At 44.4% G+C, this 21,672-nt stretch carries 13 protein-coding genes; 1 reads left to right on the top strand and 12 read right to left on the bottom strand.

The features are described 5' to 3' along the window. Nucleotides 1-4: 4 nt before the first annotated feature. The 10 genes from ACMA1I_RS06530 to ACMA1I_RS06485 all read right to left on the bottom strand — a co-directional run bounded on the left by ACMA1I_RS06530 (nt 5) and on the right by ACMA1I_RS06485 (nt 16,712). Nucleotides 5-901, bottom strand: a complete 897-nt coding sequence (locus tag ACMA1I_RS06530; RefSeq protein WP_337067494.1) for a phytanoyl-CoA dioxygenase family protein — start codon at nt 899-901, stop codon at nt 5-7. 15 nt (nt 902-916) lie between these two features. Then, on the bottom strand, nt 917-2,098 hold the full coding sequence (locus ACMA1I_RS06525) for a Gfo/Idh/MocA family oxidoreductase (RefSeq protein ID WP_337067493.1): 1,182 nt from the start codon (nt 2,096-2,098) through the stop codon (nt 917-919). Then, nucleotides 2,071-2,958: a sugar phosphate isomerase/epimerase family protein gene (locus ACMA1I_RS06520; protein ID WP_337067492.1), complete on the bottom strand. Its 888-nt coding sequence runs from the start codon at nt 2,956-2,958 to the stop codon at nt 2,071-2,073. Before ACMA1I_RS06520 ends, ACMA1I_RS06525 begins: the two co-directional genes overlap by 28 nt. A gap of 372 nt (nt 2,959-3,330) precedes the next feature. After that, on the bottom strand, nt 3,331-4,449 hold the full coding sequence (locus ACMA1I_RS06515; RefSeq protein WP_337067491.1) for a glycan-binding surface protein: 1,119 nt from the start codon (nt 4,447-4,449) through the stop codon (nt 3,331-3,333). A gap of 128 nt (nt 4,450-4,577) precedes the next feature. Next, nucleotides 4,578-6,251 carry a RagB/SusD family nutrient uptake outer membrane protein gene (locus tag ACMA1I_RS06510; RefSeq protein ID WP_337067490.1) on the bottom strand — a complete coding sequence of 558 codons (1,674 nt, stop codon included), beginning with the start codon at nt 6,249-6,251 and terminating at the stop codon, nt 4,578-4,580. Nucleotides 6,252-6,274: 23 nt separating this feature from the next. Continuing rightward, the gene (locus ACMA1I_RS06505) at nt 6,275-9,481 is read right to left on the bottom strand and encodes a TonB-dependent receptor (protein ID WP_337067489.1); all 3,207 of its coding nucleotides are present in this window, start codon (nt 9,479-9,481) and stop codon (nt 6,275-6,277) included. Between the two features lie 117 nt (nt 9,482-9,598). Beyond that, nucleotides 9,599-11,101 carry a cellulase family glycosylhydrolase gene (locus ACMA1I_RS06500; RefSeq protein ID WP_337067488.1) on the bottom strand — a complete coding sequence of 501 codons (1,503 nt, stop codon included), beginning with the start codon at nt 11,099-11,101 and terminating at the stop codon, nt 9,599-9,601. 244 nt (nt 11,102-11,345) lie between these two features. Beyond that, nucleotides 11,346-12,428, bottom strand: a complete 1,083-nt coding sequence (locus tag ACMA1I_RS06495; protein ID WP_337067487.1) for a glycoside hydrolase family 5 protein — start codon at nt 12,426-12,428, stop codon at nt 11,346-11,348. Between the two features lie 891 nt (nt 12,429-13,319). After that, nucleotides 13,320-14,525: a glycosidase gene (locus tag ACMA1I_RS06490; protein ID WP_337067486.1), complete on the bottom strand. Its 1,206-nt coding sequence runs from the start codon at nt 14,523-14,525 to the stop codon at nt 13,320-13,322. 321 nt (nt 14,526-14,846) lie between these two features. After that, nucleotides 14,847-16,712, bottom strand: a complete 1,866-nt coding sequence (locus ACMA1I_RS06485; protein ID WP_337067485.1) for a sodium:solute symporter family protein — start codon at nt 16,710-16,712, stop codon at nt 14,847-14,849. 651 nt (nt 16,713-17,363) lie between these two features. Here ACMA1I_RS06485 and ACMA1I_RS06480 point away from each other — a divergent pair. Continuing rightward, nucleotides 17,364-18,338, top strand: a complete 975-nt coding sequence (locus tag ACMA1I_RS06480) for an FAD:protein FMN transferase (protein WP_337067484.1) — start codon at nt 17,364-17,366, stop codon at nt 18,336-18,338. 103 nt (nt 18,339-18,441) lie between these two features. Here the strand turns inward: ACMA1I_RS06480 and ACMA1I_RS06475 are convergent, their stop codons facing one another. Together ACMA1I_RS06475 and ACMA1I_RS06470 are read right to left on the bottom strand one after the other, a co-directional pair. After that, nucleotides 18,442-19,608 carry a hypothetical protein gene (locus ACMA1I_RS06475; RefSeq protein ID WP_337067483.1) on the bottom strand — a complete coding sequence of 389 codons (1,167 nt, stop codon included), beginning with the start codon at nt 19,606-19,608 and terminating at the stop codon, nt 18,442-18,444. A gap of 134 nt (nt 19,609-19,742) precedes the next feature. Beyond that, nucleotides 19,743-21,110, bottom strand: a complete 1,368-nt coding sequence (locus tag ACMA1I_RS06470) for an FAD-dependent oxidoreductase (protein ID WP_337067482.1) — start codon at nt 21,108-21,110, stop codon at nt 19,743-19,745. Nucleotides 21,111-21,672: the final 562 nt, after the last annotated feature.

The raw sequence follows: 21,672 nt of genomic DNA, 5'->3' as shown, positions 1-21,672 counted from the left end.
TCTTTTATGTAGTTGAATAGGCATTTGGGAAATTGTATTCCCACTTCCAGGTATCGCTCATCTCCGGGTATTCGCCTTTGCAGGCCAGGTAATCTTCCATCATGCGGCGCATGGTGGGGCTTAGCGTGTCGAGGTACTGGGGCGTGAGCAGGTTGCTATTGAGCAGGTAGAAATGCCAGGTTGGCGGATATGCCGCACTATGGTAGCCCATATGCAGCGTGCGGCGCGGCACCTTCATGGTTTCGGTATAGCCTCTGTGAATTAAGTTATTGTTGTATAGTACCGCCTGCCCCGCTTTTAAAGAAACAGGTACTCCCCCGGGCATCTCTACCCCTACCGGAGCATAGTGCTTGGAACCCTGGAAAGCAGCATCCTCCTCCGGTGTATTAGGTCGATTATGACTGCCTGGCACTACCCAAAGCGAATTCTCGTCCACGAGCGGCAAATTAATTTGTACACTGTTGTGAAACCGCTCGGGCGAAAACAGCCAATCGTTTATCTCGTCCTGCGGAATTTGTATGATGTCTCGGTGCCAGCCCAGGGAATAAGAGGTTCCTTCGTTGGCAGCCAGAATAGAAGCATTGTTCACGATCAGGTTTGGCCCTAACAATTCCTCCACAGTCTTCAGCATTTTTGGGTGGTGGAACGCATGGTGAATAGACTCCGTACCAGGCTTTGTGAGCAGGTGGAAATAATACTGACGAGCCTCTTTCCCAAAATCCTTGATTTCGTCGCCCAGGTGCTGGAAGGAAGAACTGCGTTTTTCGGTGTCGGCGGTTTTTATTTTTGGACTGATTAAGGCATCCATTACTTCTCTAAACTCCGACACCTCCTGTTCGGTGAGTATCTCTACAATGACAAAACCGTCTGTCTGAAATTTATCTCTTATTGTTGATTCCATAGCATTTGAAGTTGATTAGCTGAGAATTAGTTCTGGTTGACTGATACTTACCTGCTGTTTTGTTTCTGCTGATGCAAGACCAGCCTCAAGCACTTTTATAATCCGGAGGCCATCGTCAAAGTTGGGCTCTATGGCTTTATCCTCTGTTATGGCTGTTATAAAATCGATGGCTGCATGCACAAAGGCGTGTTCATAGCCAATAATGTGGCCCGGTGGCCACCAGCTTTTCATGTAGGGATGTGTGGGTTCGGTAGCCAGTATGGTTCTAAAGCCCTGCTCCTGCTCCCTGTCCTCCAGCGAGAAGAACTGCAGCTCGTTCATCTTTTCCAGATCGAAGCTCAGACTCCCGTTGCTGCCATAAATTTCAAATGATAACTTATTTTTTCGGCCAGTGGCAAACCGGGTAGCTTCGAAAGAACCGATGGCACCGTTTTTAAACTGCACCAGCATCAGGGCAGCGTCTTCTACGGTTACTTCTCCTTTCTCGTGGCCCTTGCTTTGCGCCTGGAGGTTACCTGTACTGGCTTCTTCTGCCAATGGCCTTTCAGAAATAAAATTAGTAGTGAGGGTGGTTACTGTCGCGATTTCACCTACTAGAAAATGAGCTAAGTCTACACAGTGCGAGTTTAAATCCCAGTGCGGTCCGGCCTGCGCCGTTTCTTTCCGGAGCTGCCATGTGAGCGGGAACGCTGGGTCTACAATCCAATCTTGCTGGTAGGCGCAACGCCAGTGGTAGATGCGTCCGAGTCGCCCCTCCTGAATCATTTGTTTTGCCAGCGAAATGGCCGGTGTTCTGCGGTAATTGTGGTTCAGGTAGTGCTTTACGTTGTTTTCTTCACATACCCGCAGCATCTCTTCCGCCTGCTGGCTGGTCATGGCCAGCGGTTTTTCGCAGAAGATGTGTTTACCTGCACGGGCACCAGCTATGGCTATGTCGTAGTGCAGGTGCTGCGGGAGGGCAATATCTACTATATCGACATCGGGGCGGGAAATAAGCTTTTTCCAATCAGTTTCTGTTTCCTGCCAGCCCCATTTCTGCGCAAACTCTTTTAGGGCAGGCTCGTGGCGGCCACAGGCGACCTTTAAAATTGGCTGAGCAGGCACATCAAAAAACAGGGGAGCTTTTAACCAGGCATTGCTGTGGGCGCGGCCCATAAATTTGTAGCCTACTATGCCAATATGGAGTTGCTTTTCCATTCTTCCAGATTTTGAACCATGGTTTTCAATGCTTTGATACTTTCTTTCACCACTTGCTCTTCCTGATTGGTGTAGTCGGGGTGCAGGAAATCGATTTCCACTGCCAGAAAGCCCTGGTAGTTGTGCGATTTCAGAATCTGCGCCAGTTTCTCGTTCTGAATAAGGCCGTGGCCGGTAGGCACGCAGGAGAAAAAATACCATTCGTTTACCGGCACTCCCCGCACCGGCAGCAAATCTTTAATATGGGTGGCAAACACATGCGGCGCAAGCTTTTCCATGGCCTGAATTGGATCGTCGAGAACCCGCAGAAAATTACCGGAATCGAAATTAACCCCGAAATAGGGTGAGTTTACATTCGTGACCAGTTGCAGAATTTCGTCGGAGTTGTAGTCGATGTGATTTTCTACGGCTAACTTAACACCATAAGCCTTCGCCAGATTAGTAGCCTCGGAGAACATATGGCTCAGCTTTTCGAGCTGCGGTGCATGTGGCTCAAACCTGAACAGGAGGCTGCTTCCTACTACCCGCATCACGTCTGCCCCTATCTGGCTGGCATACTCTATGTGCTCCATCATTTCGTCGAATGCCCGCTCATTTTTTCCACCCTCCAGCCCATCGGGGTGGCCCCAGGCATACACACGGTCCATGCCCATGCCATCGAGCTGCGCTCTTATGCCTTGCAAATAGGCCTGGTCGAAACGCGGTATAAAACAAGACTCCAGCGAAACACCCTCTATTCCCATGTCTCCTATCTTCATCATGAAATCTTCGAAAGAAAGTGTTTTGTCAGGTTTGTTCTGGCCTGGGTAGACTTCCCCAAACAGCCTGTGATAGCAATAACTGTCTATTCCTACTTTCATATAAAGTTGGTTTCGTTAAAAATGGAAGTACAATTCATTTTATTGACGCAGCGCCACCTGACTTTACATACCGGATAGCGGTCTGGACAGGGGAAGTTTACTGTGAGAGGCAAGAAAGCCTGATATACACCCAGAGGGATATGAAGCACAAATAACCTCTGGAAGGGCAAATTCATTAGAATAATTCACAACCTGTTGTCAGGATACATTAGCAGTACGTTAAGTGTATCTTTTTCAAATTATTCAGATGAAATTGCCCTTCCGGAGCCTTTTAGCTCACTTTCTGCTAAGGGATTATTCTGTAAAAAATATACCAGCTATCGATTGGTATGTAACACCGGTCACTATTAAACTTGGCTCCAGGAGCAGACTTTAATTCTTAGGCACCACTCTAAAATTATCAAACGACATATCAGCAGTAAGCACACCATTTCCGTGGAAAATGAATTCTGCTTTGTAAGTCTCTTTACCAGGGTCCAGCGGTTTATTGATGATACTGTTCAACGGTATTGCCATAGTTTCCCACATGCCATTTGTATGGAAAGCAGGGTTTGAGACCCAATTGTAGGTATTTTCAGTTCCCCAGTTACCATCCAGCATTAACCTGATGCGGTTGCTGTTAAAAGGCATGATGGTGTTTACCTCAAATTTGAGCAGGTAATTTTCAGGGTTACTTACGGCAGCAGCAGGCAATCTTACCTGCCCCCCTGCAAACTCCAGCACATCCCAGGAATTTACCTGCTTGTTTACTCTTACATACTTGCCATTTATGCCACCAGGCACAGGGCTATCGGTAACATACTGGTTGGTGCTGTTCTCGAAGTCGAAGAGCAGGTTGCGGCTGTCTTTGTAACGGAACGGTGCTACCCGCTCTATTCCACTGGCATTTACTACTTTAATCTCGTCTCCGGCAGTAGCTCCGGCTGGTACTTTCAGGTAAAGCGTGTTTTTGCTAGCACTGTCTATGGGCACTTCTATGGTGCCAAAAAATACTTTACCGGGTTTGGAGGCAAACTCATATACATCAAAATTATCTCCGTTCAGAAAGAAACTTTCGCCTGGCGCAGCATACTCATTTTTGGTGCCGGTAATAACGATTGGCGGAACAATAATGGTGTAGGTATACTGCCCTGTTCCGGCTTTGGTGCGTACGGTTATTTTCTGAGAATCTACTAAGGGAGCTTTTCTAGGAATGCGCAGTGTTATTTCGGATGGTGTGATGTAAGCATCTGCCAGGTCTACGTTTACATCGTTGAGTGTAATCTGCTCCACATGGCAGAAACTGGAGCCCTGAATAATGATCCAGTCATCGAGATTGCTCTCCTTAAGCACGGCAGTTCTGTCGGTTGGTTTGGTTATGCTGGTAATAACGGGAGCGCCGCTACAACCCATTTCCACCTCATCCTCTTCGCAAGAGAACATCAGAAACGAACTCAGCAAAAGTAAGGCTGCTACCTTTGCTTTATGTATAGAAGATTTATGATTGTACATTTTAGTTGACTTTAGAATTTACAAATGCGATGCTGCAAATAAAATAATCGGATAGCGGGAAAATTCTGGAAGAAAAGCCATAGCACTGCCCCCAATGCATAGCACCAGGAGCAGCCTAAATAGAGTTCCTACCAACCGGGGTTATTCACATTAATGCTCGTGTTTCCGTTTACTTCATTCAGTGGAATAGGGAACAGCAGGTGCCTTTCTTGCCGGCGCTTGATGATATTATTGGCATCAATGTCGATCGCATTCATTACCGGCAGGTAAATACCCCAGCGCACCAGGTCCCAACGACGGTTCATCTCCATCGAAAGTTCTCTTCTTCTTTCTTCCAGCACATAAGAGCGGAACTCCTGCTGGTTCATGCCGGCTGGTGCATCAGAGGCGTTGCTTCTCCTGCGAATTCTGTTCAGAGCCTCATAGGCCTCAGCTGTAGGTCCGTTATTCGCCTCGTTTTCAGCTTCAGCAAAAATGAGCAGCGTTTCGGCATAGCGAAGGAAAGGCACATGCATATCTCCCCTGGACACGGTACGGTCCGTAATCATGGCAAACTTTTTCAGCATAGCAATATGCCACTGATCTTGCGAGGTTACATCAGTACTAACATAGCCTAGCTCATTGTTTTTAACATAAGTACTGTCGCGGAGCGGGTAGTAGTGCATCTGACCGGGCTGGAACATCATCCAGCGGTGAATAACTCCCTCACGGATGCGCTCATCCTGAAACTCAAAGAGATCGTACCAGTGATCCGCCATGCCGTAGTGCGCCCCATTAATGGTACCATTCGGATTTATGTAACCTACATACTGAAAAGAAATGATATTGCCGAACACTTCAGATCCGCTAATGGCGCTCATTTGCCACAGGTGTTCTTTTCCGGCCCTGTTTGGTATGGTCCAGATATCCATCTGCTTTTCAAAAAGCCCCATGTTTGGTCCTTCCATCGCCATCACTTCTTTTGCTTTGTCGCGGGCCAGCCGGAAATATTCTGCGGCATTAAAAGATTCGTGCCCTGCTACCACAGCTTTGGTGTAAGTAGTTGGTGCAGCTGTGGTTCTTACTACCCTGGTTCCTACAGTTTGCGTTTGTTTACCGCCCAGCACTGTAACCTGTGCATTGGCAAGCGCACCCGATGCCATCGTCAGATACACTTTCGACAACAGTGTTTTAGCTGCCTCCTGGCTAATTCTTCCTTTCTGGTACTTACCGTTGCTGCGGGTATACAGGCGGGTTTCCGCTTCCTTCAGGTTCTGGATAATAAAGTCATACACTTCTGGCACTGAAGCACGTGGCTGGTTAGGGTCTTCTCCTTCCGTTACTGATTGTTTGAAGATAGGAACAGGGCCAAAAGCTTTTACCAAGGTAAAATAGGCCCATCCTCGCAGGAAGTATAACTGACCAAGTGCATTGTTCTTTACGCCTTCCTCTATGGTCATTTCCTCTATTTTCATAATAGCAAAGCTGCATTTCTGGATGAGCGCATAAGGTCCGTTCCAAACGGTATTCAGGTCGGAGGTTGATTGGAAGTTACCGGCACCTAACTCGCGGAAAGCAAAGTCTTTGCCCGTTATATCATCTGCATCTGCCTCCATGGGCCTGTTAAATACGCCCCAGGCAAAAAAGTCGCCGCTGTTAAAGGAGTTGAGCACCCCGTTTACCCACAGGTTGGCAGCTGCCTCGGTGTTACCCAGCTGGTTTGGCCCAACAAAATCGTAAGGGGTTTCTTCTAAGGCATCTTTACAGGAATAGGTACTAAATGTTGCCACCAGAAACAAGGCTAGTAATTTTATCTTTTTCATCTTGATCTTCTCTAAAGTTGACATTACTGTATAACCGCTCTTAAGCCGAGTGTAAAGGTGCGGGCGTTTGGATAGGAGTTCATATCTACACCTCTTCTTGATGCGTCGCCTCCAAAAGAATTCACATCCGGGTCGTACCAGCTATAGTTAGAGAAGGTGAGCAGGTTGCTTACACTTCCGTACACATTTATAGATTCTATGAACCGGTAAGGTACTTTAAAGCTGTAGTTCAGGTTAATGTTTTTCAGACGAACATAGGTGGCGTCCTCCAGGTACCTGTCAGAAAAGAGCATAATCCTGTTAGAAGAGGCATTGGCTTTTGGCCATTCTGCCGAGGCTGCGGTTTCAGGAGTCCAACGGGTGTCGTAGGCGAATTGAGGTATGTTGCCATTCTGGCTCATTCTAACTTTTAGCAGGTTGGTGTTTACAATATCACCTCCTACAACACCCTGGAAGAATACACTCAAGGTAAATTTCTTGTACGTCAGGTTATTGGTGATGCCAAAGGTGTAATTAGGGTTGGTGTTTCCGATGATTACCCGGTCGGTGGTTTCGCTGATGCTGGTGGGGTCATCGTCCATGTTCTTGTATTTGATCTCACCTATTTTAGTTCGCTGCACGTTTTCCGGCAGGTTGGCAAACTGTGGATCAGCCATTACCTCGGCCAGGTTATCGTAGTAACCATCTTCCACCAAGCCGTACACAGCACCTATTGGTTGACCGTTACGCTGAATAAACACATTGTCGACGGAGTGCCACAAGCGCTGGGCAAACTGGTCGGCAGGCAGGTCCATTATTTTGTTGCGGTTCCACGATATGTTTGCATTAACATCCCAGGTAAAGTTTGAAGAGGAGTGTAAGATACCCTGACCAGTAATTTCAAGTCCTTTGTTTTCTACAGTTCCATAGTTCGTCAGCATCACACCAAAGCCAGTGCTGTTTGCAATCTGGATGCGCTGCAGCAGGTCTTCGGTGCGCTTATGGTACACATCTACCGTGAGGTTAAAACGGTTGGCGGCAAAGCCCATGTCGATACCAGCATTGTATTGCGACGTTGTTTCCCAACGGATATTCGGATCAACAAGCCCTAAACCATGGTTTACAACATAACCGCTCTCCTCTTTTCCGTTTATAGGCACGTTGGCAATTGCCAGGCGGTACATACTACCATATGGCCCAATACCCTGGTTACCTGTTTGACCGTAGCTGGCCCTTACTTTCAGATTAGAGAAAATGTTCAGGTTCTGTATAAAGGCTTCGTTGCCGGCATTCCAGGCCGCCGCAAAAGAAGAAAAGTTAGCCCACTTGTTTTTCTCTGCAAACTTACTGGAGCCATCGCGCCGGAAAGAAGCTGTTAAAAGGTAGCGGCCGTCGAAGCTGTAATTAACGCGACCCAGCACAGACATCAGGTTAAATGCATCTCTCCCGGTACTGATAGGAGCCGGATTCAAGCCTGCACGCAAGTCGAAGTTTTTGGTGATGTCCGTTGGGAAATTAGTAGCAGCCAGATCTTGGTATGTGGAGTTACCTTCTTCGTAAGAGTAGGCACCCACAGCATTGATGTTATGCTTCTGACCAAAGGTTTTGTTATAAGACATGATCGACTCCAGCACCAGGTGCCCGTTGTTATGAGTACTGGAAGAGGCTCGGCCGTTAACTGGTGCTCTTCCTTCGTTCAGGTCTCTGCCATAGTATGTTTCGCGGGTATTGGTATTGTAGTTGTACCCCATTCGCTGCCGGAAGTTTAAATCCTGGCTAATGTTCACCTGGGCATAAGCCGAAGTAGAAACGCGGGTAGAGAAAGTTTCATCTTTCGCATCGGTGGTCGTTTTGTAAGGATTAGCAATGTTCATCCAGGCAATGCTCTGTTCCCTTAAAACGGAGAACTCATCGTTATCGGCAGGGAAAGTTGGCGCAAACAATAAGGTGGAGCTGATAAGGCTTGGCTGCGCACCGGAGGAATTGGTTTTGCCAAACTTGAACTGCGTGTAAGATATATTGTTGTTTGTTCCTATATCCAGGAGCTTGCCTACTTTTCTGTTCAGGTTAAACTGCACGCCATAACGCTTGTAACCAGAATTATTGATGATACCTTGCTGATCTACGTAATTACCTGAAATAGAGTGTGCTCCTTTTTCATTTCCACCAGAAACACGGAGAGTATAGTCCTGCATAGTAGCAGTTCTGAAAATCTGATCCTGCCAGTTAGTGCCGGTAAATCCTACCGGGTAAATAGTAGAACCTTCGGGCATACCATTTAAAAAGTCCTCTGGTTTAGGACGATAAGTGGTTAAGCCTGTTGCCTGATCAACGCCAACTGTACCAGGAAATGGCACACTTAAAGCTGTTCCTTCGTAAGCGCTGAAATTGGCAAAAGCCTCGTTCTGAAACTGAGCGTACTGGTAGGCGTTCAGCGTTTCTACACGCTTAGATATTTCTGACAATGAAAAGTTAGAGATGAACTCAACCTTATCTTTTCCAGCCTTGCCTTTTTTAGTTGTGATAAGTACTACTCCGTTTGCTCCCCTGGAACCGTAAATAGCAGTGGCTGATGCATCTTTCAGAATCTCCATACTTTCGATGTCCTGCGGGTTCAGGAAAGAAAGCGCGTTAATAGCCTGCATATTGTCTTCAGTGCCTGCTTTAGGTGTAGCAGCAGAGGTAAACGGAATACCATCTACTACATACAAAGGCTCACTCCCGGAAAAAGAGTTTGTACCACGGATTGTAATATTTACGCCTGCACCAGGTGCGCCATCCCCCCTATTCACCATTACACCAGCTACCTGACCTTGCAAGGCCTGATTAACGCTGGTAGGCAGTGTTTTCAGCATATCTTCTGTTCTAACTGAGGAAACGGCTCCTGTAAGGTCGCTTTTCTTTACGGTACCATAGCCGATTACCACTACTTCGTCCAGCACCTTGCTATCCGGCTTCAGACTGATATCTAATGTGCTTCTGCCCTGCAACGGCACCTCCTGCATGGTATAGCTAAGAAAAGAAAATACCAGTATAGCTTTTGGTTCGGGGACCTGCAGTTTGAATTCTCCACTTACTCCAGTAATTGTACCTACCGAAGTGCCTTTAACCACGATACTAACCCCAGGAATTGGCTCCCCAGTTTCGGAATCTTTTACTGTGCCTGCCACATCTATGGCTTGGGCCCAAGCATCTGATATGCCTATAAACAGGGAGCACATCAGCAACAATAGTAAAAATCGCTGTTTCATATAATTTTTTTTGTGGTCTAATAATATTTTTGAATAAGTAATATCAAGGGGGCCTAGATTTGCTGCGGCCCCACTGTCTGCGCAATATGGTTTGCACTTGGGGTAATGTATGTTTATTTAATCCTTTATTACTTTTAGACTTGTCTGCTTTGCACCCGTGTCAACATATATAAAATAAAGCCCTGGCCTTAGTTGAGTTAAGGCCAGTTCAAGTTTATCGACAGACTTAAACTCTTCCGTTAGTAAAGCTCTTCCGTGCACATCATATACAGTAACTTTAACCAATGGGTAAAAGGCACCTAATTCAATAAAATATTGGTCGGTGGCTGGGTTAGGGTAGGCCAGGAATTTATAATCTAGGTTGCTGCCAGGAAGAGAAGTTACGTTTCCGCAGTTAGTATTAGCAGCTTTATACTTTTCCAGTACTGCCATTTGCGGACGATCAATGCCATTACGTGGGGCTACAGCCAACATATAATCGCCCCACCAGGGTCCGGCAGCCCAGTAAGTACCGTTTATACAATTATCTTTTAAGTAACTAAGCATGTATTCCAGCACAACCAGCCAACGGGGGTCGTTGTCGGGTATGCCATATTCGCCCACAAAACCACGTAAGTTGTTGCTCTTTAGCCAGTTTACAAATGGCGTTACGCGCTCTATGCCAGTAGTTGGTTTTGCATTCTCGGCTGTATAGTTCTGGCTGTATTCACCAGAGGAATTAGCATCGAAATAGACATGCGCCTCAAAAACCATGTTTTTAGATGGATCTACCAGGTTTTTCAGGTTGTCGCTGACAGAAGGCCATAGTCTGGCAGAGCTAAAACCATCTCCTCCTACCACTATGGTAGTGTTAGTATCTACAGTTCTAATTTCGGTGATGATGCCCTGTGCAATATTAAACCAAGAATTTGCAGCGGGCATGGCATAGGGCTCGTTCATTATACCGTACCCCCAGATGTTGTCAAAGGACTTAAACTCGTCTGCTATTCTTTTCCAGGCCTCTGCCACATGCCCGATCGTAACGGCAGGCGTAGTGCCTATTATCACATGCTCTTCTCCTATTTTTCTTCTGGCATAATTGTGCATATCCAGCAACACGAGCATTCTTCTTTCCTTTGCCGCAGTCACAAAGTTTTTCATGCGGGTTAGTTCAGCTACATCCAGGTTACCACCTAAGTTGTGTTGTATGCGCTCCCACTTAAAAGGCAATCGTACCAGAAGAAGCCCTTTTGATTTAAAGTAATCCAGATCAGTGGCTGTGGGATAGGTGTAGTTGGTATTATACACACCAGGCATAGAGGTTCCAAACTCAGCGCCAGCCAGGTTTATTCCGAAAGGCAGCAGGCTTACAACAGGCTCTTCCTCTATAGTAGTGGTGTTCGCCGTCAGCTTACCAATGTTATAAGCAGTATCGGCAAAAGCAGTATCCTTCCTAGGAATTTGGTTTGTAACATCCTCCAGAATATGATTTTGCAATTCACCATTAGTAGCAATACCTTCTCCCTTAAAGCTAACTTCACTGCCAGCTTTGAAGTTAGCATTCTGGCTACTCTGGGCACTTCCTAAGCCAGGCAGGAAGGTGCATAGCAACAGGCACAGGCAAACTGCTTTCTTTTTCATTAGGCTATATTTTAGAGAAGTTGGCAAACAAACATATTATCGCCTATAATGCTTCTGAACCATTAATTGCGGCACCTGATGCAGATGACAGGAAGGGAGTTACTAAAGGCTGATAAAGAAATTTTTCTAATGAATTTTGCCTTCCAGACCTTTTTCAAACCCGAAAGCACAAAGCCTTCTTAAGTAGAGTCAGTACACGGTACTAACTCTACTGCTTACAACACAGAAAGCTGTACGGCCTATGTTATCTGGCTTCGCTTTTAGCGAACTTATACTTCTCAAGTGTTTTTACCTGCGGCCTGTCTTGGCCGTCGCGAGGTTCAATAGCGAGCACGTATTTGCCCCACCAGGGTCCAGATGACCAGTATGCGCCGTTAATGCCGTTATCTTCTAAATGCTTTAGAAAATGATCTAGCGTTACCAGCCATCGCGGATCGTTATCGGGCACACCATATTCGCCTACAAAACCTTTCAGATTATATTGCTTTAGCCAATCCACAAATGGTGTTACTCTTGTAACTCCGGTCATAGGTGTAGTACCTTCTTCGTCGTAAGACATTTTGTAAGACCCGGAAGCATCATTGTCGAAATACACATGCGCCTCGTAAATCAGGTTCTGTGAAGGGTCTTTCAGGTTTGCCAGGTTAGAGCTGTAGGCAATCCATCTTTCGGCAGAGCTCCAGCTATCTCCACCTACCAAAATAGAGGTTTCAGTGTCTATTTCTCTTATCTTAGTAATACAGGCCTGCGCAATGTTAAACCAGGGCGTAGAGGCTAACATGTCGTGCGGCTCATTCATGAGGCCATATCCCCAAATATTGCTGTAGCCCTTAAACTCTTTAGCCAGCCTGCCCCACAAATCAGCAACCGGGGCTATAGGTAATTCTGGCGCTCCTATAATGTACTCAGTGCCATTTACTTTGCGGCGCCCATAGTTATGCAAATCCAATATTACCCAAAGGTCCCGCTCCTGGGCAGCTTCTACAAAAGCCTTCATTCTGGAAAGCTCGATCGGGTCTAGGTCGCCTTCAAGTTCTGGTTGTATCCTCTCCCATTTAAAAGGCATTCTGAAAAGCGTAAGACCTTTTGACTTAAAGTAATCTAGTTGAGCGGTAGTTGGATAAGTATAATCTTTATTGAAGACACCCGGAATATTAGACCCAAACTCCGCTCCACTTGCATTTACACCAAACGGAAAAGGCTTTGCACTTTCCGCACGAGCTTCAGTCTTGCCCATAGCCTGGTGCTCAGCCGGAACATTAGTTTTACAAAATTGTAACAACAGAGTGGTTACCAACAGATAAAGGAGCGTATAATTCTTCTTCATATTTTCATTTATATTATATTATTTTACATTAAACCATTCATTGTGTTCAAAAACAAATTGTTATAAGGCACGCAAGAAACTATACTATCTTTCCAAAATATGATACTATTTTACCTATCTAACTCAAAATACTTTTATTATAAACAGCTAAGCTATGCATGACCTATATACTATTGTTTGGTCACAGGAAAGAACATAGCAAAACAAGAACAAGCTAGTAACCTCCTATTTTACATATAATTAAAAGAATTTGATTCTTAACTTTTTCCTGTTCCTAATTTTAATAAGTAATAATTTAATGATTATAAATTTCTAAAAATTATTAATAAAAAAACAATACTATTTTAACGATTGTTTGTTCATTTATATTAAGCAACACTTATTAAGGAGTTGTGAATACTTTCATCTTGTGGAGAGTAGTCAAGCGCAGACAAGACACTAACTATCGTTTGTTATTTTGTCGCTAAAAATAGGGCCTTCCTAAAAACAGTGTCAGGACGCGTATTCTCTAGCTACTGCATCTAAGAATAATACTCCTGCTATAATTAGCTATGACTAACCTTGTTCAGCCGTTTTTACTTTATGAATAACCAGCATATACAATGGGTCAATATGAAAAAACATCTGCATAGTTAGATTTGACTCTACTCAAATATAATAAAATTTTACAACTTGTATATACAAGATGATTTATTTTTTATAGTTTATATGAATTTGTCTAGTGTAAGTATCCAATTATCTGGTTAATCACACATCCAAAGCCAGTTTAGCCACTAATCTATACACATAAAGAGCCGTTTTCTTCATCTATCTAAGTGGCGGAATATCATGTAAGGTGGCTTGTAAGGCTATTACTTCCCCTGGCAAGATCTGCAGGCCTCAAGCTTCTACTCACGTAATGGCTGCCTCTTTTTGCATGGTTTCAAAAAAGGCTAAGTTATGATCTATCTGAGCATTTAGCTTTTCCACAGAAGCAGCAGATCGATACTCATCAGCTGGCGTGTTTATAACATAGTCTAGGAGTCGTTCTATGGAAGAAGTAGCTACATGAACCCGGGTATCTGATGAGGCATAGTAGATATACACGGTGTCATCTTCATCTTTGATCCACCCGTTCACGAAGAGCACATTAGACACATCGCCAATCCGCTCCTCTCCTTCCGGTGCCATAAAGTAGCCTGCCGGTTTGTAAATTACTTTTGCAGGTTCCTGCAGGTCGGTCAGAAACATATATAAAACATAGCGGAGACCAGCGGCCGTATTGCGTACCCCATGTGCCAGGTGCAGCCATCCTGCCTGTGTTTTGATTGGGGCAGGTCCTTGGCCGTTCTTTACCTCGTAAACGGTGTGGTAGCGTTTTTCATCCATAATAACATCATCCATTACAATGGCTTTTTCCATAGACGCTGTTAAACCAAAACCTATTCCACCACGGGTTCCCGCCTCTATAAAGCTGTCCTGCGGGCGTGTATATAACCCGTACATGCCGTTCACAAACTCTGGGTGCAGTACAACGTTTCGCTGTTGCAGAGAAGATGAAATCAGGTCAGGCAGTCGTTCCCAGGCAACTAAGTCTCGCGTCCGGGCAATGCCACACTGTGCCAAAGCTGCTGATTCATCTCCCTGCTTGGCTCCGGGGTCTTTGCGCTCTGTGCAGAAAAGGCCGTAAATCCAGCCATCCTCGTGCTGCACCACACGCATATCATATACATTTACATCTGGATTTTCGGTTTCAGGCAGTGTTATGGGGCGGTCCCAAAACTGAAAATTATCGATACCATTGTCGCTCTCGGCCACCGCGAAAAAAGATTTCCGATCCAAGCCTTCTACCCGAACGACCAGCAAAAACTTATCATTGAGCTTAATTGCCCCCGGATTGAATGCTGCATTAATTCCACAACGCTCCATGAAAAACGGATTCGTTTCTGGGTTAAAGTCGTAACGCCAGAACAGAGGCGTGTGAGCGGCCGTAATTACTGGGTTTTTGTACCGGTTAAACACACCATTTCCCAGTGACTCTTTCTCATTTTTTTTGGCAATAAGTTCCTGATGCGCTTCTTGCAGTTGCTTTAGTCTTTGTGTAAAGGCAGTTCCCATCGTTATTAGAATTATGTCTTATCTACGTGATCTATGTGTATCATACTCAAGCCAACCAGGCAGCTCTGGCAAGCTTTGTTCTCCTTAGGAGCCAGAGTTCGCTCTCCTGCCACCGAGAGACCAGGTGCAGAAAATAAGTCTACTTTTGTTTTAGCTCTTTTCGGGCTTTGAGAGACAAATTAATAAGAGGCGCTACACAACCTCTTTAGAATACCGGCTCTTCCCTAGAAACAACCCTAAGCGAAAAACCGGGCTTTTCTGCTCCGGAAGGCTATTTTCATTATAATAATTTGGCTCAACCTTGATAAGCTGCACATGGTATTAGTTCGAGACAAGGGCTTTTTCGCGCCGGTTAGCCTTCTCCTCTTCAGAGTAAAGTTTGTCCCACCAGGTTCTTTTCAGAATAACACCGCACACGCTTAGAACTCCGAGCACCACTGCCAGCTCAGTGAACATCTGCAGCACCAAGTAAATGGGCAACAGCGTGAGGCACAGTTGCCCTACAACCCCTAATACTACATTAAAGGAGTCGAGTGCGAAATTTTTGTTCTTTCTAAAATCAGGATGCTCGGCTACCACGAGCTTGTGCACTGGCTCCCAAAAGCCCCAGGGTCGCACCGAGAAATAAAACTTCTTCAGGGTTTCCATATCTGTTGGTGGAGCCATGTAGGTACCCACCACACTTCCAACCAGCGAGATAAAGAGCAATAGCGGGAAATAGTAGAGATCCAGCCCATCGAAGATGTAAGGAAAAACAAGGGCTGGCACAATACCTGCCATCATACCCCAGAAAAACCCATTGCCATTGAACCGCCACCAATACCACTTAAGAACATTGGCCGCTATATACCCGCCGTACAACCCTGCCACAATCCATTGCAGCAAGCTGTTCACATCTTTCGAGAAAAAGCCGACCACCACACTCAGCGCTACCACTAAAATGCCGGTGAGGTAATTCATATTGGTTACAGTTTTATTAGAGGCCTTTGGATTAATGTATTTCAAATATAGGTCGTTTACAATATAAGCCTGGGCTGCGTTTAGTGTTCCCGCAAAAGTGCCGACAAAAGCTGCCAGGAGGCCAGCTAATAGTAAACCTAAAATTCCTTCAGGAGCAAAATTCTGAATGGCAGCTGGCAGAATCTTTTCAAAATCTATCCCGCTGGTCGACTCCAGATTAAGTTCTGAATAATTTAATAAAGCAAGTACCGCAAAGCTTATGATCATAAGATACCGGGTAGGCAACAGCACCAGCGACACAAAGCCGCTCATTTTAGCTGCATCCTGAGGAGAGCGCGAAGAAAAGATCTTTTGCATGTCGTAGTTTGGGGCAGGTCCAGCCAGGCTTGCCAGCACACCTTTAAAAAGCATCATCGAGAAAAAGATGCCGAAAAGCGAGAAGCCATCTGTCTGAATCTTCTCATTTACTTCGTCTATAATACCTGTCCAGTCCATGTTCAGTTGAGCTCCGAAAAAGGGGGTAAACCATTCCGCAGGCACCTGCAGCGAACTTATTGCCAGTTCATTTATAGCAATTATGGCAATGGCAACAGCCGCTATAGTCATGATAACAAACTGCACCACATCGGCCCACACAATACTGGCCATTCCACCCAAAACAGAATAGAAAACAGCAAAAAAGGTAAACGCCAGTCCGTAGAAATGAGGCACATACTCTGCAGAAACCTGAATAGGCACAAAAGGCTCTACAACAGACCATGGAATAAAAATTTCCACGAACTTTCCTAAGCCAATAAACCCGTAAGCAAGAAAACCAAGGCAGCTGAGCAATGCAAAAACAACCACAATACTGTGCGCTTTGCTGGTATCCCTGCCCCGGCCAAAACGGGTCAATATCCACTCTGCACCCGTTGTTACGTTAGAACGGCGTAGCCACGATGCAAGAAACATCATGAGGAACACCTGGTTAAAAGAAGGCCAGAGCCAGGGAATCCAAATACTTTTCAGTCCATACACAAAGGCCAGCATCACCATCCACATGGTACCAGAAATATCGAACATACCTGACGCATTAGATACTCCCAAAGCGTACCATGGCAGCTTATTGCCACCCAACATGTAAGACCCAATATTGCGTTTAGCACGCTTCTGCATGACAAGCCCAATAACTGCCACAGCTAGGAGGTAAATAAAAATTATGCTGATGTCTAGTGCAGAAAGCCTCATCTGATAGGATAGTAAGTACACAAAATTTTTTAACAACAGCGACTAACAAGAGAAGCTATAATTGCGAATGTTAGTTAGCTACTGATAAAACAAATTTAAAGCGGCGGGGCAATTATTACATAATACTATTTTATCTATTTGTTCGACAAATAGCCTGATTTTTAACCACTCAACAAAAAGAATGCATGGCTACCACCTGCACTATATTGTGATAGTTATGTCAGAACTACCAGCTACCATTAAAAAAACCTTCTTATTTTGATGTATTACAGATTTTTTTACTATTTTAGGGTTAAAGAGCCAAGTTTTGCTTCTTAAAATTACACATTAAGTTCTGTGTCTGTTTTAATCATTATAATTTCAATAATTTAACCTCAACACTACTTCATTTGCACAAATACACAATAGCATGAGTGTACGAAAAGTAAAAGACAACTCCTTTTCTAACTAATATTTTCAGAAGTTCCACCTCCTTTTTTGATCATATATTAGTTAGCTTGACGGAAGTTTCTTCAGGATTTAGTTTAACTTGTTAAATTATTTGCCCCTATCATCTCTGTCTGATATGCTCCTCTGGATAAACCCACTATGCTTACCCTGCTCAAATGAAAATTCCGTATGAAAAGGGGCGGCCAGGTTCTTATACTTCTCATGTTCCTCCTTGTGAGCTCTTTTACAGGAGGAGCAAAGAAAGTTTATGACATAAATGGTTATGCACAAGGCACCAGCTACCATATAACATACTTTGCCAAAAGCAGCCTCATTACAAAAGCAGAAATAGAATCAGTTTTCAGCAACATAGACAGCTCCCTTTCTATCTATAACCCATCCTCTTTAATCAGCAGGTTTAATGAATCATCAACAGGAATTAAGGCCGATAAGCACCTCTTAACCGTTGTCCGGAAATCGATGGCTATATTCAGTGAAACAGAAGGAAAATTCGACATAACTGTTTACCCTTTGGTAAACGCCTGGGGTTTTGGCAACAAATCTGTTTCTTATCTACCTGATTCGGCAAGTATTAAAGCGCTCTTACACTGTGTAGGCTCCAATAAAATTTCACTTCAAAAAGGCACTATTATAAAACACTCCCCTTGCGTGAAAATTGATGTAAATGGAATTGCCCAAGGATACAGCGTAGACCTAATCGCTAACTTTCTACAAAAGAAAGGCATTCGAAATTACCTGGTAGAAATTGGGGGCGAAATAAGAGTAAGCGGCAGGAAGCCAAATGGGGAAAGCATGAAAATAGGCATTGAGGGACCACCTGAAAATAAGCAGGACAAGCTCATTATAAACAGGGTCATCTCCATTAACAAAGGCGCTATAACAACATCTGGTAGCTACAGAAAATTTGTTATGGACGGAAGCATAAAACGCTCACACCTTATCGACCCAAAAACAGGTTATCCTTTTGAAAATGATATGATAAGTGTCACTGTTGTTGCCAAAGATGCCCTGACAGCCGATGGATATGACAACCCTCTGATGGCCATGAAGGTAGAGGAAGCTTTGAATTTCGTGAACAATAAGAAAAACCTGGAAGCTTATTTTATTTATCGTAAAAAAGACGGTGCTGTGGCAGATACAGCTTCGGAAGGATTTAGGAAATACATTGTTCGCTGAGTACCTGTTTGCCTGCAACTCTTAAATTAGGTTTAGGCAACCCAATTTATAAATATTTTATTCCTTAAGACAACTTCATCAGTGGGATTAAAAAACTGTCCGCTCAGTTTAATGAGACATCATGTTTCAGGCCATATTCTTTGAGTTGTTTTTGTATACCCTCCTCCTTCACCTGCTCATGCCGAAGAAAATCAAAAGCCTTTTTTGAAATAAAGTCATTCTCATCTTGTAAGAGCTCAGCTACTTTACGATATGCTTCAACATCTGTAAGTTTATGGCGCTTAAAAACCTCCAGCACCCTACTAATGATCTCGCCGTTTAATTGCGCCAGATTACCGGCCAGTTTTTCTTTAACGCGAGAGTTTAACTCAGGAGCTTCTTTTAGTTTATCTATAATCAGCTTTTTAATGCTGTAATCAGATTCATAAAATTTCTGAAGCAAATGGAATTGCAGCGAATCGGATGTAAGCTCAACAGGATCTAAAGCATAAATTGCCCGTTCTGAAAGGCTGTAGTTTTCGGTATTTATGAATCCAAGAATTTTATTGCTAAGCTTCGGACTGAGCGGCACGTAGCCCTTGATATGATGCAATGCCCACATTACATCACTCTCATCAGGGCTGTTGAGTATTTGTAGCATTAACTCCGGTGAAAGAGCCATTCTGGTGAAACGCATTACCTCTGCCTGGGCAGAACCATATACCAGATGCCACAACTTGTAGGTAGTATAAGCTGCTCCAGGTACTACATGCTCCAGTACCGCCGGAGAGGTAGCGGAAGTAATCCCGTCTAACCCCGCTAGTTTAGACACCGGCTCCTGTACTACTTGGTTATAAGTAAAATTAGCAAGAGGAGATCTTTTGTCTGCCAGTATATCGCTTAACTGCTCATACTCTTGTTCTGTGAAAGGCTCATGATCCGTTTTACTTAAGTATTCGCCCTGAGGAAGCTCAAAGCCTAGATAGCGCCCTGTAATGTTCCAGTAAAGCACCACATCCAACTGCCGGCATTTATTATCGAAACAAACTCCTGTTTTAATCTCCCGAAAGTAGGCGACAGGGTAGTTATCTTTTGACCAGACTTGATACAGCGTATCATTGGAAGTTGAATCTCCGAAAGCAACAAAATGCGCATCTATCCTATCATATTTCACCAAGATGGTAGGTGAGCGGAAATATTTTTTATTCTCAGCTTTCTGAAATGCAACCAAGGTTGAAATCAACAACAGGGCGAAGCAACAAAGTATATTCCTATTAATTTTTCTTTCCATGTTTAACTATCAACCCTATAATTGTAGGCAAAAATGCTCTTGTGCCTCCCATTCTTCGATCAGTTGCTGTTTTACCACTACAAGGATGTGTAAAAAACAATTTTGTTTGAATAGGCAGGATCCCCAGTAGCCGTTTATGCTGGCACTATTCCACCATGTTCTTCCAGCAACTTCCTGATTTCGCGCATGGGCACATCCAGAGGCGTTTTGTTACTTTTGTTTGCAAGCACAGCCACCGCCGCCGCCGCCTGGCCCATGCCCATACAAGAGCCTTGCACCCGCAAGGCAGAATTGGCCAAACGATCGCTACAAAGGCTTCGACCTGCTACTAAAAAATTTCGGCTGTTTTTGGGCACCAGGGCCCGAAGCGGAATCATGGGTACTGTGCCAGGCTCTAACTGACTTGGAATCACACCGGCTTCGTCGTGCAGGTCTATAGGGTAATAAGAATAAGATACAGCATCATCAAACTTTTTGGCTGTAATGTAGTCTTCGTGGGTAATTTTATAATGGCCGTCTATCCGGAAGGTTTCGCGCACGGCTGTTTCTGTCTGCATCTGCCGTAGCACAATCTTTTCGCAACCAGGCAGTGTCTTCAGGAAACGGAGGTGATTGTATAAAGAAGTTCTGCCTTTAATATTGGCAAGGGTGTGGGTTTCCGATGTGGTGGAATCGGCGCCAGCAATGTGCTGTATGTTGTCTCCTTTGCTTCTTAAAAGTCCTATAATGTCTCCCCTGAATTCTGATTTTACTAGCTCTCCCTGCTCCAGTGCCTTGTTGTATTTGTTTCGGATTAAGGCCACATCTAATTTATCAAAGTCATAACCTCCCAACTGGAACATGAGCGTACCAGGTTGCGTTTCCTCTTCTCTTATTAGATTAAACCCGGCAATAGAAGCTACATAAGCATTTCCTGTACAGTCTATCAATTGATTGCAGGTTATTTCAGTACTAACGCCTTTCCCCGTAGTCTGCACTTTCCAGTTGTTGTTGCTGAAGGCTACCTGTGTGGGAGATTCGTAATATCGAATTTGGACTCCGGCTTCCAGGCACTTCTGCTCGGCTAGCATCGCATACAAAGGCGCATTTACTCTTACCTGATGAGTCCAGTGTTGCTCACCGTGCGGCACCGAAAAGTCAGGGAGTGTATCATTGTTCATGGCCACTGCTTCCTGCACCAGTTCCCAACCAATGCCACCGATCACCTGCTTTCCCCAGGCAAAGTAAATGCCCGGGTAGGCCACTCCTCCGGTTGTAGTAGTACCTCCTAGCTGGCTTCCATTTTCTACCAGAACAACTTTTCGTCCTGCTCTGCCAGCCTGTATTGCCGCAATTACGCCAGCTGTGCCTCCGCCAACAACCAGTATATCTGTTTTTAAGGATCTCCTTTTTATCTCATAAGGTTTCTTCAGCACCTCACCTTTTAACAAATTGGGTGTAACGGCTCCTACCGAAGCAACGCCAATTGTTTTAAGCATCAACCTTCTATCAATTTTTGTCATGATTAACTAAATTTTATAACAATGATGTGTAACCAGCTCAAAGGCTAAGGCAGCTAATTTCGTGTAGTCTCTGAAGTTCTGAATTCCTTCTCTGGCCACACTGGCCAATAATCTATGTGGGCAATTCAGTTCCTACAGTCCTAGCATCTTAAGAGGAAAGTAAGCCAAACAAACCTTTTCATAACATCGAATAAACGTCCTATCAACTCCTTACTAAAGAGAATAGAAGCATGCAGTAGCGTTACCCGGAGGGTAAACCGAGATAGTATAGCAGAATAGAATAACAAGCTGTAAGAAATCACAAACAACTGTTAGTTTATGTTCTAACAAATGTATACTAACAAAAGGGTGATGAACTAATACTGTTTTATCAAACTTTTTACTTTATACATCATTTAATACTCTTACCTGCCGAATTTTACTTTTCTTGCGACTGAACACAAACATTTGTTTTTAGGCAACTGAAAGTAAAAACCTGTCTCATTGTCTGAAAAAAGCAGATCACAGGATTATTAAAGGGTTATATTTTTCTTTATTAGAGGGTTATCACTCTAACCTTTAT

It is taken from the genome of Pontibacter sp. 13R65 (assembly GCF_047525655.1).
GTDB lineage: Bacteria > Bacteroidota > Bacteroidia > Cytophagales > Hymenobacteraceae > Pontibacter.
This window is presented reverse-complemented; position numbering and strand designations above follow the sequence as displayed.

Coding starts and splice junctions, on each gene's coding strand:
- ACMA1I_RS06480 (WP_337067484.1), top strand. CDS start 17,364: ATGTTCCTCCTTGTGAGCTCTTTTACAGGAGGAGCAAAGAAAGTTTAT.
- ACMA1I_RS06485 (WP_337067485.1), bottom strand. CDS start 16,712: ATGAGGCTTTCTGCACTAGACATCAGCATAATTTTTATTTACCTCCTA.
- ACMA1I_RS06515 (WP_337067491.1), bottom strand. CDS start 4,449: ATGTACAATCATAAATCTTCTATACATAAAGCAAAGGTAGCAGCCTTA.
- ACMA1I_RS06530 (WP_337067494.1), bottom strand. CDS start 901: ATGGAATCAACAATAAGAGATAAATTTCAGACAGACGGTTTTGTCATT.
- ACMA1I_RS06525 (WP_337067493.1), bottom strand. CDS start 2,098: ATGGAAAAGCAACTCCATATTGGCATAGTAGGCTACAAATTTATGGGC.
- ACMA1I_RS06520 (WP_337067492.1), bottom strand. CDS start 2,958: ATGAAAGTAGGAATAGACAGTTATTGCTATCACAGGCTGTTTGGGGAA.
- ACMA1I_RS06490 (WP_337067486.1), bottom strand. CDS start 14,525: ATGGGAACTGCCTTTACACAAAGACTAAAGCAACTGCAAGAAGCGCAT.
- ACMA1I_RS06475 (WP_337067483.1), bottom strand. CDS start 19,608: ATGGAAAGAAAAATTAATAGGAATATACTTTGTTGCTTCGCCCTGTTG.
- ACMA1I_RS06495 (WP_337067487.1), bottom strand. CDS start 12,428: ATGAAGAAGAATTATACGCTCCTTTATCTGTTGGTAACCACTCTGTTG.
- ACMA1I_RS06510 (WP_337067490.1), bottom strand. CDS start 6,251: ATGAAAAAGATAAAATTACTAGCCTTGTTTCTGGTGGCAACATTTAGT.
- ACMA1I_RS06470 (WP_337067482.1), bottom strand. CDS start 21,110: ATGACAAAAATTGATAGAAGGTTGATGCTTAAAACAATTGGCGTTGCT.
- ACMA1I_RS06500 (WP_337067488.1), bottom strand. CDS start 11,101: ATGAAAAAGAAAGCAGTTTGCCTGTGCCTGTTGCTATGCACCTTCCTG.
- ACMA1I_RS06505 (WP_337067489.1), bottom strand. CDS start 9,481: ATGAAACAGCGATTTTTACTATTGTTGCTGATGTGCTCCCTGTTTATA.